Below are 16,032 nucleotides of genomic sequence, written 5' to 3' on the forward strand. Positions count from 1 at the left end.
CCAGTGTGGCCGATCACCCTCTCAGGTCGGCTACGCATCGTCGCCTTGGTGAGCCGTTACCCCACCAACTAGCTAATGCGCCGCAGGCCCATCTGCAAGTGACAGATTGCTCCGTCTTTCCCAATTCGGCCATGCAGCCAAATTGCGTATCCGGTATTAGCATTCGTTTCCGAATGTTATCCCGGTCTTGCAGGCAGGTTGCCTACGTGTTACTCACCCGTCCGCCGCTAACCATCAGAGAAGCAAGCTTCTCGTCAAGTCCGCTCGACTTGCATGTATTAGGCACGCCGCCAGCGTTCGTCCTGAGCCAGGATCAAACTCTCCATAAAAGAAGTCATTCCGCTTCAGCCAAGGCCTCCGGCGAAACACCTTCCATAACTTCAGCCCGAAGGCCTCCGTCTAGTAGAAGCTTGTTAGCTCATTACTTTGTATTGCTTGCTACAGCTCTTGGAGCTGAAGGGCATTTCACTCGTTGTGCAGTTTTCAAAGAACAATCCATTTCAATGAGACAGGAATTATATCTTATCACATTCAGCAGTTACTTGTAAAGATCTTTTTTCAATAACATTGGATCGTTACGGAGTGTATTCTGCTGCATGCCAGCCATCATTTCGTGGCAGGAAATATAGAATACCATAGATTATCCTTCATGTACAATAGTAATTTATTCCAAATCATTTTTTATTGCACCGCTACCCTCACTATACCCTTGCGCTCCCGAAACGCAAGCTTGTGCAGCATGCGCCTAACCAGGTTAAAAGAGCCAAGGCTCTCGCCTTGACTCACCTGCATCTCTATTCGATGTGGCCCCCATCCATCCTGTTAGGACAGCGCACATATTACTCCTGCTCCGCTGTAACATTACGAGGGCACCAATAATGCATGCAATTCATCCCTGGTTCTTTCTCTCATCAGTACATCCTCCGCAAGAATCTCGCCCGCCTCCGGCTTCGTAAACGCTTTGCCTTGAAGATGGTAGCCGTTCATTCTGGCCATGGAGTAGAAGGTGCACAGCTGATCTGCCACCCGGATGGCTTTTTCTTTGCTGGTAGCCGAATACAGCGTGTTGCCGAAACTGAGCGGATTGTTGTCGCTTTGAATGTTGACATTATATTGCCCGCCGTCTTCCTCCACCTGCTTCACAAGAATCTTAATATTATAGCAGTTCAATAGATAATGGACTGTCATGTCATTCACCGCCTAATCTGTCGTTTCGGCCTGCACCTCGGCTTGCCGTACTTGTTATTACACACAACCAACTTATCTTAACCATATCTCCCAGGCGGCCTCATAAGAAAAGAATCGCCCCTCTCATTGCTACAAGGCAATGGGAAGGACGATTCCAGCAATCCATAAAACGTCTATCTTAATAGTTGCTTAGCGTATCGGTCAGCACCGGTACGATTTGTGATTTGCGGGATACGACGCCTTTAAGCACGGCTTTGTTGTCAGCCAAGGTTACGTTGTAAGCTTTCTCAACTGCTTGGCTTACACGGCCAAGTGCCAAACCGATCGAATCATTGTTCAGAATATCGGTTACAACGAGCAAGAACAAGTCCAGGTTCTTCTCCGCGATAATGCTGTTCAATGCATCTTCCAGCTCAGCTTGACGGGAAAGCACGTCATTCGTATCCACTGCGTTCACTTGTGCGATTTCTACTTTGTAGCTGCCCATTTGAAACTCTTTTGCATCCAGCGAGATCAGTTGGCTGATCGTTTTGTCGCTCAGATCTGCTCCGGCTTTCAGCATTTCCAGACCATAGCTATCCGCGTCCACGCCAGCAATCTGGGCCAGCTCGCGGGCTGCATCCACATCTTCTTGCGTGCAGGTCGGGGATTTGAACAGGAGGGAGTCCGAAATAATCGCAGACAGCATAAGGCCCGCGATGTCTTTCTCGATCTCAACACCGTTCTCTTTGTAGAGCTTCTTCAGAATTGTAGCCGTGCAACCGACAGGCTCTGCACGATAGTACAATGGACCGCTTGTCTCAAAGTTAGCGATACGGTGGTGGTCGATAACTTCAACAACACGGACTTTATCAATGTCAGAAGCGCTTTGTTGGCGCTCATTATGATCAACCAATATTACATCCTTCGCTTCGTTCGATACAGTCTCGACCAGACGCGGAGCAGCCACCTTGAACTGATCCAATGCATATTGTGTTTCTCCATTCACTTCGCCCAGACGTACCGGCTCTACATTCCAGCCCAGTTTGGTTTTGAGCGCAGCGTAAGCAATTGCTGAACAGATTGTGTCTGTGTCGGGATTTTTATGCCCGAAGATAAGCGTCTTTTCCATGTTAATCTCCTTAATTGTTTATTGGCGGGCGAGAAAGCTTCCTATGTAAACCGATATCCTCATCAACTCTCAACCCGTCCTAAATGATTTCCCAATCTATTATAGCGTGAAATTCACCTTATTCCTATTCCTTTTGTACAGAATACGACAAAAGGCTCGAAATATTGGCAGAATGATGAAGGATTCTCCGCCATTAACGCTCGACGGCCAGGGGGCGCTGCCTTAATACCTCATTAACCCAGACAACAATATCGTTGTATACTGTTTCCTTATCAATTTCATTCAGAATTTCGTGACGCATCCCTTCATACAGCTTCACCTGTACGTTCGACACGCCTGCTTTTATGTAGGAATTGAAAGCCCGCTTGACCATTTTGCCATAAGAGCCTACAGGATCATCCTTCCCGGACAGAAGCAGTATCGGCAAATCTGCGCGGGTTCCATTGATATTGTTCTGATCTGTAATGAAGAGGAGGCCATGGAACATATCGCGGAAGGCGCCAGCTGTGAATACAAAGCCGCAGCGCTCATCCTGCCTGAACAGATCCACCTCGGCATCATTGCGCGACAGCCAATCCTGCTTCGTTCTTGACGGCTGAAACCGGTGATTAAACGACTCATATGACAATCTGTTCAGCAGTTTGCTTCTATGCCGGATGCCGAAAGCCCGGATTTCCCAATTAGCGATGAACCTTGCCACCCGAAGCATCACTCTCACATGATGCGCCGTTCCGACGAGTATTAAGCCGTTCAATTCATCCGTGTACCGTATCGCATAATGTCTTGCAAGAAAGGAACCCATGCTGTGCCCCAGCATAATAAGCTGCAGTTGAGGATGCTCTTGCCTGGCCAGCCTCGTCACTTGATGCAAATCATCCACCATCAGGCTCCAACCGTTCCACTCTCCAAAATAGCCCAAATCCCCATCCACTGCTGCCGTTAAGCCGTGGCCCCGATGATCACTCGCATATACTACAAAGCCCCGGCTGGTTAGAAACTGCGCGAATCGCTCATATCTTCCCGCATGCTCGCAGGAACCATGCACCAGTTGAATGATGCCGAGCACCTCAGCCCCATTATCCGGCTCCCATTTGTAGACATATACATGATCATCAGACAGCTTGTAGTGTGAGCATTTCATCGCATTACATCTCCTCCGCCCATTATCAATTGCATCTCCCTGATATTCCTGCCGGTTGTAGATCTAAGGCTATCTTCGTATAATTAGCTCATATATTGCCCCTAACAATGAAGGAGAACTGATAATGAACCGCAACGAACTCGAACAATTTATTATCCAAAGCTATCAGAATGACGAGCAGTCGATGATTCTTTGCTTCGCCCAATGGTGCGTCAATAATGATCTCGATCCGCAGCAATTGTATGCGCGCGCCTATCCGCAGCAGGCTGACAATGAAGCTCTGCAGCAAGCGATCGCACTAACGGTCAATAAGGAAGATGCAGATCCGATTGGAGCTGAGGTCGTGCAAGCCTTCTTGTCCATGTTCGATAATGAGGAACTGGCCTTTATCGTTTATGAGGAAGCGGCCAAATTGGAGTCCAGATAGCGAATGCTTGTGAACGATGCCGCTTGTCTTCGCCCCAATCTGCCGCGAAGCAGGTACACTCGCCACAATAAAAGGCTATCCCGAGTCATTCATAGGATGACAATAGGATAGCCCCTTATACTGTTTGCATGTCTATAGCTGTCAATATTACCATACGCGTGCGTATTGGGAGCCATGTTCAAGGTGAAGAATCCCTTTGTCCGCTGCTGCCTCACGATCTATGGAGCGGATACGCTCCAGCCATTCTTCCGGCATAAGGTTCAATTGCTGCGCCTGAACAAGACGCTCCGCATGGTCGCGGCAGCTGTCATAACCGCCAAGCTTGCGGATAACTGCAATATATTGAACGACTAGACGGCGAGCCCCGTCAGCACTGTAACCGAAATGTTCCACGAGCTCTTCAACTATGCCCCGTTCATAAAGATTGAGCCTCACTTGAGCAGTCATGATAGATCCACCTTCCCCCCATATAGATATTATACCCAACGAGTTTAAGAGATGATTCCCAACTCTCGGAAGAGAACACAACCTGATTCCCAAGAAGGAGCGAATCCAGTCGCCGTCCGCGCATTGTTCGTGTAATTTGCTCGTAGAACCAGTGTGCATCTTTATTCAATTGTAACGCTTCTTTTATAATTTTACCAGTGTCACTGTCCGCCATCGGGCCGATAATAATATCTGGATGACGGTCGCATGGATCCGTCCCCTTCCGCTCGACAAGGCGGTGCAGCATAATAAATTCCGCCCAGGCCAGCGAGTCGCTCAGGAAGATCAGAGGATGGCACGGATCGGGAATGGCGTGCAGTTCGATCTCCAGCACACACGCTCTGACCGCTCCCTGCAGTGAGCCCCGCATCGCCTTGTACGCCCATTTCCTGGCTTGTCCAGCAGAAATTGTTGTATAGAAGCCCTCGCCGAAATCCCGGCCAGGCCGCCAGTATTGGCTGTTCAGCAGCTTCGTCTGGAAGGATGGCAGCAAGTTGTCTGTCGTGCCGTGATACAACCGTTGTGGTGTAATAATGTCCATCGTACACACACTCCGAATCTAGTAATAATCTAGCGATCAATAAGTTGAATGGACACGCCCTGAGGAAGCGACTGAATGACGCTCTCCCGCACCTTCTCATCCTTCAGCTCTTGTCCGAATATCGTGATCGTCCCGCGATCACCGCGAGTGCGAATCAGCCGCCCTGCTCCCTGTCTGAGTCTTAGCAGCATATACGGCATATCCACCTCTTCGAAGGCGTTGGACGCATCCCTTCTTTTGGCTGCAAAGACGGGGTCACGGGATGGAAAAGGCAGCGACCATACGATCACATGCGACAGGGATGGCCCTGGAATGTCCAGCCCTTCCCACAGCGTAACCGCCCCCAGGGTGCTTGTCTCATCATTCTGAAACTCGCCGATCAGATGACTGATCTCACTATCGCCCTCATATAGAAAACGAAATGCGAATTGCCCCGCTTGAGGCTCCATATGCTGCTTGAACAGATTCAGCTCTTCCTTGGACGGGAATAGAATTAATGTGCGGCCCTCCGATTGCTGAAGCATTCGAACCGCTATCCCGATCTTTTGACTATAGTCTGCATCGTTATCCAAGGATGATGTCGCCACACGCATCTGGTTCTCATAATCGTACGGCGACTGCACGGTGAAATCGAGGCTGTTCTCAATTCCCAAGCTGTCGGCAATATAGCGAAAATCTCCATTGACAGAAAGTGTGGCGGATGAGAACACAACAGGCATTTGCCGCGAGAATACTTGCTCCTTCAGTACCTGCTTCACCCATTTGGGCATGATGACCAGAGTGATTCCTTCCTTATCCTCCATTACCCAAGAGATAAATTGATTCTGCTGCTTGAATAAGCCAAGCGCAAGCTGAATCATCTCCAGATGCTCCTCAACGATCTTGAGCTGGTAGGAATCGAGGGAATAGACACCGCTCTCGTATACGAGCTCTTCCTCAATTGCATCAATCATACCGCGAAAACGGGCAATCTCGCGCAGCAGCTCCTCGTTCCAGACAATTTCCTTCCGGTCCGATGCCGGAATGCGCACACTATATTGATCGATCAGTGAGAATAGATGCTCGCTCTGCATGCTGGCCTCATCAATAGCAACCGCGAGCGACTCGCGAATTTCCCCTTGCAGGAGGCGCGACAGAATGCCGTCGAATACAGCATGATTCAGCTTATAGGTAAGCGCCTTCTGTGCAGCGGTCTCGAGCAGATGCCCCTCATCAAATACGACCGAGCTGTGCTCCGGCAGCAAAGGCAGCTGACCCTCCCGCTTCCTCGCTTCATAGGTCCACACATGCTCCATATAGAAATCATGGGAACAGATGATCAGATCCGTTGATTTGCGGTAATGATCCCGTGATAAGGTCTGCCCGCAGCGATGGCGCCTGCTGCAAACGAGGCAATCCTGGAACACATCCCACCCGATTTTGTTCCACTGCTCATCGTTCAGATCTGAATAATCTTTGCGATTCCCGTAGGGATAGAACGATTGCATCGTGACGGGCGAATGAACGAAATCAGGCAGTCCCTGATAAATCTCCTGATAGAGATCTCCGTCTTCCAACGAGCCTCGCGCATCGTCAAGCTTGTTCAAGCAAATATATTGATGAGGAGACTTGCCTAGTCTGGCATCAATCGTCAGATCCAAGTAACGGGCAAGCTTGGCAATATCGCCTTCCGGCTTGACCAGCTGCTCGATCAACGATTCATCCGCACAGGCGATAATAGCCGGCTTTCTCGTATAGCGCGCATAATTGATCGCATACAGCAAGTAGACAAGTGTCTTGCCCGTGCCGACTCCGGCTTCCGCGAAAATGGTCGCTTTCTCGCTATAGGCCCGTTCCAGTTGAAAGGCCATATAAATTTGTTCATCTCTAATTTCGAAGCCCGCTTCAGGCAGTATCTCGTAGAATACATCTGCGATCCAATCGCTTGCCTGTGTGACAAAGGGTTGTTTCGGATCATAGGAGAATGGATAATTGTTCACTCGGTCTTGCCTCCACATTAGCAGTTCATTCTGCGTTGTTTAACAATTCATTGTATCACGAAATGAACAAAAAACCGAACCCTCCTCCTTTTTTCCGCACAGCCTGTTCATGGCAAAGACCATCCAGAGCTTTGTCCGGATGGCCGTTTCGTACTCCCTATGTACATACTTAATGCTATTAATTATTTGACCTGAAACCAAGTCCAATAATTTACCTTACTATCGAAGGAGCCTGCCGCATGCGGTGCTACTTTCCAATAGATGGAGTCCCCGCTTTGAATCTTTTGGGTGTAGCTGTCGAACTTATCCGTCCCCCGATCCGCCACATTTGCTGTTCCTTTGAGATGATCCGGATCACTCCCCCACGAGACCGTCAAATCATTATTATTATTCTTGGGAGTCAGGAGGAACACGGTAACATATTGGTCTTTGCCGCTCGTATTCGTATAGGAATACCAATCCACATCATTAACGGCATTAATATAATGGGAGAAAAATTGCGGCTCCGCAAATTTCTCTGCCTTGTCAATCGAATCCGCGAAGGGCTCAGGACTGAAATTCCCGCTTGCGAAAGCTGTTTGAGAGACCGTCAGCATACATGCCGCAACTAACACAGATAGAATTAACTTTTTGGATTTCATCGTAATACCCCTCCGTATTGGTTTGTCAGATGCTGGCCAGTCATCTATTCTCAGTATGTCATTCCAACCATATTATGTTAATAGTTCTTAGTCCCCTTTCTTGTGTAGAATAATGTCTTGTTAATTAACGACATAAACCTTCAAGATATGAAAAATGGGCGGGATTCATTGGCTTATTAGCCAAAATCCGCGCCCTGTATGTCGAGATGGCGTTTGTGCCATTCCGTTATGCTGTCATTCTGTGCGGAATAGCCCGCTGTATTCGCCATAGCCCTCTTGCTCCAGCTCAGCTTTCGGAATAAAGCGCAGTGCAGCGGAGTTAATACAATAACGAAGCCCGCCAGGCTTCGGACCGTCCGGGAAGACATGGCCCAAATGGGAATTGCCGAGCCTGCTTCTTACTTCCGTGCGGATCATATTATGCGTGTAATCCTCCACTTCACCAACCAAGCCCGCTTCAACCGGCTTTGTGAAGCTCGGCCAGCCGCAGCCGGAATCGAACTTGTCCATGGAGCTGAACAGCGGCTCGCCGGAAACAATATCGACGTACAGCCCCTCCTCCTTATGATTCCAAAATTCATTATGGAAGGGCGGCTCTGTAGCATTATTCTGTGTGACCTCAAATTGCAGCTTCGTCAGCTTGCTCCGCAGCTGCTCCCGATCCTGCTCGGTATTCCAATGCTTGGCGATAAAGGCATCGCGGCCGGAGCCCTTGCGGTACATTTTGTATCGAAGCGGATTCGTCTTATGGTAGTTCTGATGATAATCCTCCGCTGAATAGAAGACAGTTGCCGGAACAATTGGCGTGACAATCGGCTTGCTGAACCGGCCGCTTTGCGCCAGTGCAGCCTTGGACGCTTCAGCCTTGCGCTGCTGCTCCTCAGAATAGGTGAAGATCGCTGTCCTGTAGGATGAGCCGCGATCATGGAATTGACCGCCTTCATCGGTAGGATCGATCTGCCTCCAGTAAATATCCAGCAGCTTCTCATAAGGGAATTTCTCCGGATTGAACGTAATTTGTACCGCCTCCGTATGTCCCGTTTCATGCGTGCATACTTCTTCATAGGTCGGGTTAACCGTATCTCCGCCAATATAACCCGAGACGACGCTAATGATGCCAGGAAGCTCTTCAAACGGTGTTACCATGCACCAGAAGCACCCTCCGGCGAATGTTGCATATTCCACTGGCTCTTCAGACCGATTCTCATTCATTTCTCTTCAGCTCCCTGTATTTAGTAATTGCAGCATGTTCATCCTTCACCAATAACTGTCCACAGGCTCCCGTTCCATTGGATCCGGTCATCTGGCTTAACACTCGGGACTACCTTGCTTGCCGGAATGTTTATATTCTTGCCGTTGACTGCTGCCACCACATGATTCTGCCCAACCGAAATTACGATGGCTGTTCGTTCGATGGAACAACTGCTCCTGCTCTCTGCCATAGAACAACCCCATTTCACGATCTTGATTAATCGTATACATCACACCTGCTTGCAAGCCTCTTCTTACCTTTGGAGGTTGTTTCATTGGAGCTGTTCATGTATACTGTTACAACGAACGTACGTTTGCCTAATGAATACATTCGATCCCAATCAATCAACGGAGGAATTATGAAAGGAACTACACATCTCGCCATTGGCGCCGCTATCGGGCTTGCCGCAGCCGCCTATTATCCCTTCACCTTGAAGCATGCTGCTCTATATGTTACGGTTGCAGGCTTCTCCGCCCTTAGCGCAGATCTCGACGGTACAAGCATGTTAAGCAGCAAGCTTGGCAAGCTGTCCAAGCTAATCAGGGAGCTGCTTCTGTGGGGAGGCGCGCTCTTATTAGCCGGTGTCGCTTATATTTATTACCTGGAGGCGCAGTTCTACAAGGAATATACGATTATCTCCGTTATTGTGTTTCTACTTGGTATGGTAACAAAGCAAGGGATGATTCGCAATGCGCTTGTAAGTGCAATCGGCTGTATTCTGCTGTATGTCGGCCTGACATACGCCATGAACTGGCTCATGGGCCTCGGACTGTTCATTGCTTGGGTCCCATGGCTGAACCATCGAGGAATGACGCATACGGTGTGGGCCGTACTGATCTGGGGAGCGATCGGCTGGGGGCTGGAGCAGCAGCTTCAGTTGGAAGGCATCACCATTGTCTCGTTAGCCGGCTATGTATCCCATCTGGTTGCAGATACTTTAACGCCTAGCGGGGTCAAGTGGCTGTATCCTCTCTATAAGAAAAGCATCAAGCTGCCGCTGTGACCCAACGAATGCTTATTTAGAATTGCACAAATAAATCCACCTGACAGACAGCATGGCGCTGTATTGTCAGGTGGATTCCAATTTGATGGATGAGCTTTACGCCTTGGACGCATCCAGCTTCGTAATCTTACCAGGCAGCTCGTTGCTCATGAAATTTTCAAAGCGTGCTTGAGCAATTTCTGATCGCAGCTGCGCAATATCTTGTTCGGTCAGATTCTCATAGCTCTTCGTTTCCCTCTTCTCAACCTGAATGACATGATAGCCGTAATCCGTCTTCACAGGGTCACCGATCTCACCGATCGGCTGGGTGTTCGCAGCATCCTTGAACTCCGTAACCCATCCAAGCGATTGTTGATTCTCGTACAAACCGCCGTTGTCGCTGGAGCCCGGATCTTCGGAGTACTCCTTGGCAAGCGCAGTCCAATTGCCGCCATCTACCAGCAGCTTTTTAACTTCCTTCGCCCGTGCCAGCGCTTCAGCATCTGTACGTTCAACACCGCCCGTGCTCAAAGCCTCTGTACCGATGAGAATATGGCGAACGGTAACAATGTTATAGTCAGCTTGCTTGGCCATAAACTCAGCTTTGATCGCATCCGCTGTCACATTATTCTCCATCTCTTTAGGAACCAGCGTCAGCATCTTGTAGTAGACCCTCATATCGTTCTCTGTCACGCCGGATTTTTCCAGCTTTGTCTTCAGATCGGGGTTTTGGCCGAGATAAGTTTTCAATTGTGCCAGGAACTCATTGAAATCTGCGGCAAAAGCAGTCTTGTCCTCCGCGCTCATTTCTTTGGAACCATAGGTGGCATACAATATTTTGTAGCCGACATATTCACGCAAGAACTGCTCCTTATACGTTGCATCCTCCAGCATTTGCGATGTGCTTGAGTTTACAACCGTCATGAAGGTTTTGTATTTAGCATATTCCGTATCCATTACTGTCGCCTCTTTGGCATTGACCTTATAGGTGGCAATGACTTGGGGCTTCGATGGCAGCACAGATGGATCTACCTTCAGCTCAATTGTCTTGGTCTTCGTGTTCCAATTGACTTGAGCGCCTAGCAGCTTGCTGACATCCTTGAGATAGACATATGTTTTCCCATCGTAGGTAATAGCAGGATTGTCCAGCTTCGCCGCACTCCCGTTGACAGTAACCTTGACACTTCTGTCGAGCAGCGCTTTGATTGCTTGTATGCCATTATCGGCGAAGGCAACCGAAGACACGGTTAACAGTGATCCTACTACTGTACCAATAATGAATGGTTTGATTGATTTTTTCATTATGTAACCCCTTTCATATAACAAATCTCATTCAGTATATCATATCTTGCACGAGTTGCTAGGCAGAATTATCGCGAAAAAACCCTCATTATCGCCAATAATAGCGAAAATGAGGGAATGTTAATCTAAATATGGCCAATATCAACGCAGCCGCTGCTCAAGAATGGCTGTCAGCTCCTCGGTACCGCCCCATATGATGGGATTTATTTCTTTGGAATGAAGAGGCAGCTGCTCCGCATCGCTCTTGTTGACCGTGCATAGAAGCGGAATTTGCAGCCCTAGCGCATAGCCAGCTGCAAAATAAATCTCCTGATCCTGGCCAGTCAAATCCGCAATGATCAGCTTGCTCTCGGCAATAAGCTGCATAATCCCATCACCCTCTGCATCATTTTGCGGATTATCCGCCATTCGTACCGTATAGCCGCATTGCTCGATCATCGGCACCACCTTCTCCGACCACTCCTGACGCCACTGCTCATCGTCAGCCACAATAACGACACAGGGCTGCAGCCGTTTGCCGCCGGCAATCATGGAAGCCTCCTTCCAGCCTGACTCGGTCAGCTTGAAGGTTGCTCCTACTCTTTCGACATATTCCTCTTCCCTCAGCTTCTCTATAATGTAGATAAGCTCCTGCAGGTTCGGCGAATAAGTGAGATTATAGCTTTGGGACAGCTGATGAATGACAACCGGCTCAAGCGGCCCGCGTGAGCGCTTAAATAGATATTGCAGCAATCGCTGAGACTTCTCTTCGATTGTCGTCGGTATGGCAGGACTATTCAGGATGCCCTCCAAATCCTCGAACGTGATCATGACTCTCTCATCAAGATCTGTCAGCTCCCGGATATAGGCCGATAGAATCGGGAACATCTGGCGTTTATTCTGGTAGGACAACGAATTATAGTGGATATAGCTGTCATTTCTCAGGTTATAGGAGCTTCCCGGCGCACAGTAGCAGCCCTCATAACGATCATAATCTCCGATACTATTGACCGGTACGATTTGATCGCAGAACAGACATCGTTTCGTAATCATTATCGTCAATCACCCCTTCTCAATAGCTTTCGCATATCGTACAGGAATAAGGGGTGTCACAGTTATTAAATGTCTCTCATGAAATATTCATTATTCTCACATAATCGTACAGCAGCGCTTCAGAACGCCCTGGCCTCTAAGGGTTCAGAGCATTATAGCTGTTAGTTAGCTTGCTGGGCGAAACATTCTTCCACGCTTGTATAATTAACCCATGCAATTCCACTAAACCAGCCCGATCCATTCGAACGAGAGAAAATGCTCTCTTACCCTTTATGGTACATTATTATTGGCTGTTCTGGTCGGCGTAGGCGCCCATTGCATCACGCATGAAAACCGCCAATCCTTCGCCAAATTGATCAATATTCCGGGTGAAGCGTACATCATCCACATACATTTGCCCGAGGCCTTTGAATGCCTCCAGTGAATAACTGCCCATTCGATTCAGCATATCGTACCACTTGCCAATCGCGGCCTGCGCTTCCTGGGATTGCGGCGGCGTATGGCGAAGGGAAGCGAGCAACGTATAGATTGCCGTCATTTCCTCCGACATCGCCTGCTGCTGGTCTTTGGACATGCCCGCTACTTTCGCGTTTGCACGATCGACCGCTTCGTCTCCCCATCGTTCACGAGCTTCCTGCTCATAAGGGTTGCGGCTGAAGTCAAAGCCTTCGAATTTCTCTTTATTCGTCATTGTAATTTCTCCTTTCGTATACTGCAGAGTCTTATCAAGGGTTGCAATCATCTTGTCGAGCCGGCTCCGTTTCTCCAGCAGCAGCTTTCGATGCATGACAAGCGCTTCCTGACGGTTGAATGATTCGTCATTGATGATTGCTTTGATTTGCTTTAAAGGAAGGTCAAGTTCTCTGAAAAATAAAATTTGCTGCAGCAGCTCAAGATTATTGTCAGAGTACAGCCGGTATCCGGATTCCGTTGTCTCCTCTGGCGTCAATAATCCAATTTCATCATAGTGGTGTAGTGTGCGCACACTAATACCGACCAAATCCGCAACCTCTTTTACTTTCATGCAATCTTCATTGCCTCCTTTCAATGCTAACTATAAAATATCACGTAACGTGAGAGTCAATCATAAAATTAAATTGCAAAAATCGACAAAATTCTTCTTGACGCGAATATTGATACCGTGTTATCTTGGCATTATTAATTAAAGGGCAATGCAACCTTCGGGTTCAACCTCACAAACGGGTGGGGTTGAACCTTTTTGCATTATCCGTAAAAAGGGGAGAATGATGCTAATATGAATTTAGAAGCTGTCTATCACCGTGCAAAATCCAGCTGGTCCTATGCTTATGACGATCGAACCCTGCATATCCGCATTCGTACGAAGAAAAACGACATCACTGCGATTGATCTTCACTCCGGCGACAAGTATGGCGGAGAAGATACAAACGCTGTCGCTGCTATGGTTCGTTTTGCCTCCGATGCCTTGTTCGACTACTGGGAAGCAGCCGTGCGACCGAAATATCGCAGAACGGTCTATTATTTTGCCCTGCATGACGGAGAGACATCGGCGTATGTGCTGGAGAAAGGCATTTTTGATGAGCCACCGCCATACATCTATGAAGGTTGTTTTGACTTTCCTTTCATTAATGCAGTCGATGTGCTGAAGCCGCCAGCCTGGGTTAAGGATGCCGTGTTCTACCAAATCTTCCCTGAGCGCTTCGCGAATGGCGATCCCAGCCTCAATCCGGAAGGAACAGAGCCATGGGGCGGAACGCCAACTCCCACAAACTACTTCGGCGGAGACTTGAAGGGCGTTATGGATCATCTTGACCATCTGACTTCGCTTGGCGTCAATGCGATCTATTTCAATCCCGTTTTTGAGGCAACTAAGAACCACAAATACGATACTAGTGATTATTTGAAGGTTGATCCGCAATTCGGTACGAATGAAACATTGAAGGAGCTCGTACAGGCTTGTCACGAAAAGGGCATCCGCGTGCTGCTTGATGCAGTGTTCAACCATAGCGGCCATGCGTTTCCGCCATTCGTTGATGTACTTGAGAATGGTCCTGACTCACAGTATGCGGATTGGTTCCACGTACGGGAATGGCCGCTTACAGTAAAGGATGGTGTGGCTACCTATGACACGTTCGGCTATGAGCCGATCATGCCAAAGTTGAATACAGAAAATCCGGAAGTCATTGCATATCTGCTTAAAGTGGCAAAATATTGGATCGAGGAAGTTGGAATCGATGGATGGAGACTGGATGTCGCGAACGAGGTCGACCATGCCTTCTGGCGAGAGTTCCGCAAGACGGTGAAAGCGGTAAATCCGGAAGCCTATCTGCTTGGTGAAGTTATGCATGACTCGCTCCCTTGGCTGCTTGGCGACCAATTCGATGCCGTCATGAATTATCCTTTCACGAATGCGTGTATCGACTTCTTCGCCCGCAGCGCCATTAGTGCAGGACAATTCACCAGCCGGCTCAGTGCACAGCTTGTCAGCTATCCTAAGCAAGCCAATGAAGTAGCCTTTAATTTGCTTGGAAGCCATGATACATTCAGACTGCTCACACAATGCAACGGCAACAAGGAGCGCTTCAAGCTGACATCGCTATTCCAGCTCACCTTCTCGGGTGTTCCCTGCATTTATTATGGAGATGAAATCGGTATCGACGGCGGATATGATCCTGGCAACCGCAAATGTATGGAGTGGGATCCGAAGAAACAGGATCGTGAATTGCTCGCATTTTTCCAGCGGCTCATCGCACTGCGTCACAAGTATGCGGCACTGAGAACTGGATCGGTTACTTTCCTTCAGGATCAAGAAAGTGACACCAGCTTGATCTACGAACGCCGTGATGAACAGGATCACTTCATTATTCTTATCAATAATTCTGATACTGCTGCGACCCTTCGAACGACTGTTTCGAGAGATTCATGGACAGGTGTATTGTCAGAAGCGCCTGTGGTGACACCGCAAGGGCAGTTGAAGCTGCAGCTTCCGCCATTCGGCTATGCTATACTCCATGCGCAAGTAAACGGAGACAACTAGTAACAGCAACCGTTCCTTCATGATTGCTGTATTCACGAGGAGACTCTATATGCTAAAAACAGAACTGCTGCTTCAAAGACTTAATGCAATCGGGGATGTTCTTGAACAGAAAGGCGATGCTCTCATGCTACTGGGGCTCGGCTCCGTAGGAATTGAACTCGGGCGCCTGGATGAGTATTCCGATCTTGATTTCTTCGTGATCGTGAAGCCCGGCGCCAAGAATCGATTTATTGATCAATTGGACTGGCTGGAGGACACCTATCCGCTCGCATATGCTTTCAAAAACTCTGATGTCGGGTGCAAAATCTTGTTCGAAGATGGCATCTATGGCGAGTATGCCATCTTTGATGAAGCCGATATGGATGCAGCGGGCTACTCAGAGGGAAGAATTGTATGGAAGGCTCCCGGTTATAATAATGACAGCATCGCAAAACCGAAAATCGGCTATCCCAAGCTAAAGGGAGCATCTCTGGCCTTCCCCCTCAACGAAGCGTTGACTAATTTATATGTCGGGTTAGGAAGATACGCCAGAGGCGAGAAGCTGACCGCAACCAAATTTGTTCAAGGCTACGCAGTAGACAGTATCATCTCGGTTGTTCATTTATTGGAACCGGAAGTGGACTATTATCCCGATCCTTTCGGCAATGACAGAAGGGTCGAGAAAAGATTTCCCCGACTGGCGGAGCGGCTCGGTCAAATGGTCCAAGGTTACGACAAAGTACCCCAATCTGCCATTTATATATTGGATTACTTGGAGGAGATTTTCCCGGTCAATGAGAGAATGAGCGCTGAAATTCGCAAGCTTGCCAACTCATTGATAAAGTAACAAAAAAGGGACGCCCTCGTTACGGCGCCCCGGACTGTTGGGGGCCCCCTGCCGAGGGGGGGTGACTCCATAAACGGCGAGAAAGCCTGCGATAGAGCAGGCTTTTTT

General features: G+C 48.6%; 16 protein-coding genes and 1 rRNA gene. 4 read left to right on the plus strand and 13 right to left on the minus strand.

From position 1 onward, the window contains the following. From K0T92_RS00005 to K0T92_RS00020, 4 genes are all read right to left on the minus strand, one after another. A 16S ribosomal RNA gene (locus tag K0T92_RS00005) occupies positions 1 to 329 on the minus strand; the annotation flags it as partial. A 532-nt stretch (positions 330 to 861) separates the two neighbouring features. Further along, positions 862 to 1,188 (minus strand): hypothetical protein, encoded by a 327-nt coding sequence (locus tag K0T92_RS00010; RefSeq protein ID WP_219870375.1) that lies wholly within the window; start codon positions 1,186 to 1,188, stop codon positions 862 to 864. A gap of 178 nt (positions 1,189 to 1,366) precedes the next feature. Further along, positions 1,367 to 2,299, minus strand: a complete 933-nt coding sequence (locus tag K0T92_RS00015; protein WP_219870376.1) for a manganese-dependent inorganic pyrophosphatase — start codon at positions 2,297 to 2,299, stop codon at positions 1,367 to 1,369. 193 nt (positions 2,300 to 2,492) lie between these two features. Continuing rightward, positions 2,493 to 3,440 carry an alpha/beta hydrolase gene (locus K0T92_RS00020; protein WP_219870377.1) on the minus strand — a complete coding sequence of 316 codons (948 nt, stop codon included), beginning with the start codon at positions 3,438 to 3,440 and terminating at the stop codon, positions 2,493 to 2,495. Between the two features lie 124 nt (positions 3,441 to 3,564). On the opposite strand from K0T92_RS00020, the gene K0T92_RS00025 reads away from it, so the two are divergent. Continuing rightward, complete coding sequence (locus K0T92_RS00025) at positions 3,565 to 3,867, plus strand: hypothetical protein (protein ID WP_219870378.1); 303 nt, start codon at positions 3,565 to 3,567, stop codon at positions 3,865 to 3,867. A gap of 147 nt (positions 3,868 to 4,014) precedes the next feature. On the opposite strand, the gene K0T92_RS00030 is transcribed toward K0T92_RS00025, so the two are convergent. The 6 genes from K0T92_RS00030 to K0T92_RS00055 form a co-directional block, all read right to left on the minus strand. Next, on the minus strand, positions 4,015 to 4,314 hold the full coding sequence (locus K0T92_RS00030; RefSeq protein ID WP_219870379.1) for a hypothetical protein: 300 nt from the start codon (positions 4,312 to 4,314) through the stop codon (positions 4,015 to 4,017). After that, on the minus strand, positions 4,283 to 4,894 hold the full coding sequence (locus tag K0T92_RS00035) for a DUF3990 domain-containing protein (protein ID WP_219870380.1): 612 nt from the start codon (positions 4,892 to 4,894) through the stop codon (positions 4,283 to 4,285). The genes K0T92_RS00030 and K0T92_RS00035 overlap by 32 nt, the downstream gene beginning before the upstream one ends. A gap of 29 nt (positions 4,895 to 4,923) precedes the next feature. Further along, positions 4,924 to 6,873 carry an ATP-dependent DNA helicase gene (locus K0T92_RS00040; RefSeq protein WP_219870381.1) on the minus strand — a complete coding sequence of 650 codons (1,950 nt, stop codon included), beginning with the start codon at positions 6,871 to 6,873 and terminating at the stop codon, positions 4,924 to 4,926. 182 nt (positions 6,874 to 7,055) lie between these two features. After that, entirely contained in the window at positions 7,056 to 7,514 is a 459-nt protein-coding gene (locus K0T92_RS00045; RefSeq protein ID WP_219870382.1) for a hypothetical protein, read from the minus strand. A 234-nt stretch (positions 7,515 to 7,748) separates the two neighbouring features. Further along, the gene (gene msrB, locus K0T92_RS00050; RefSeq protein ID WP_219870383.1) at positions 7,749 to 8,726 is read right to left on the minus strand and encodes a peptide-methionine (R)-S-oxide reductase MsrB; all 978 of its coding nucleotides are present in this window, start codon (positions 8,724 to 8,726) and stop codon (positions 7,749 to 7,751) included. 38 nt (positions 8,727 to 8,764) lie between these two features. Continuing rightward, complete coding sequence (locus K0T92_RS00055) at positions 8,765 to 8,956, minus strand: hypothetical protein (RefSeq protein ID WP_219870384.1); 192 nt, start codon at positions 8,954 to 8,956, stop codon at positions 8,765 to 8,767. 84 nt (positions 8,957 to 9,040) lie between these two features. On the opposite strand from K0T92_RS00055, the gene K0T92_RS00060 reads away from it, so the two are divergent. Next, complete coding sequence (locus tag K0T92_RS00060) at positions 9,041 to 9,769, plus strand: metal-dependent hydrolase (protein ID WP_343223601.1); 729 nt, start codon at positions 9,041 to 9,043, stop codon at positions 9,767 to 9,769. 96 nt (positions 9,770 to 9,865) lie between these two features. On the opposite strand, the gene K0T92_RS00065 is transcribed toward K0T92_RS00060, so the two are convergent. From K0T92_RS00065 to K0T92_RS00075, 3 genes are all read right to left on the minus strand, one after another. Further along, on the minus strand, positions 9,866 to 11,050 hold the full coding sequence (locus tag K0T92_RS00065; protein WP_219870385.1) for a peptidylprolyl isomerase: 1,185 nt from the start codon (positions 11,048 to 11,050) through the stop codon (positions 9,866 to 9,868). A 141-nt stretch (positions 11,051 to 11,191) separates the two neighbouring features. Continuing rightward, a complete protein-coding gene (locus tag K0T92_RS00070; RefSeq protein ID WP_219870386.1) occupies positions 11,192 to 12,082 on the minus strand; it encodes a MarR family transcriptional regulator in 891 nt (296 codons plus the stop codon). Positions 12,083 to 12,365: 283 nt separating this feature from the next. Next, a complete protein-coding gene (locus tag K0T92_RS00075) occupies positions 12,366 to 13,106 on the minus strand; it encodes a MerR family transcriptional regulator (RefSeq protein ID WP_219870387.1) in 741 nt (246 codons plus the stop codon). A 231-nt stretch (positions 13,107 to 13,337) separates the two neighbouring features. On the opposite strand from K0T92_RS00075, the gene K0T92_RS00080 reads away from it, so the two are divergent. Together K0T92_RS00080 and K0T92_RS00085 are read left to right on the plus strand one after the other, a co-directional pair. Beyond that, on the plus strand, positions 13,338 to 15,098 hold the full coding sequence (locus K0T92_RS00080; protein ID WP_219870388.1) for an alpha-glycosidase: 1,761 nt from the start codon (positions 13,338 to 13,340) through the stop codon (positions 15,096 to 15,098). A gap of 49 nt (positions 15,099 to 15,147) precedes the next feature. After that, complete coding sequence (locus tag K0T92_RS00085; RefSeq protein WP_219870389.1) at positions 15,148 to 15,924, plus strand: hypothetical protein; 777 nt, start codon at positions 15,148 to 15,150, stop codon at positions 15,922 to 15,924. Positions 15,925 to 16,032 lie beyond the last annotated feature (108 nt).

The organism is Paenibacillus oenotherae (assembly GCF_019443105.1).
GTDB lineage: Bacteria > Bacillota > Bacilli > Paenibacillales > Paenibacillaceae > Paenibacillus_Z > Paenibacillus_Z oenotherae.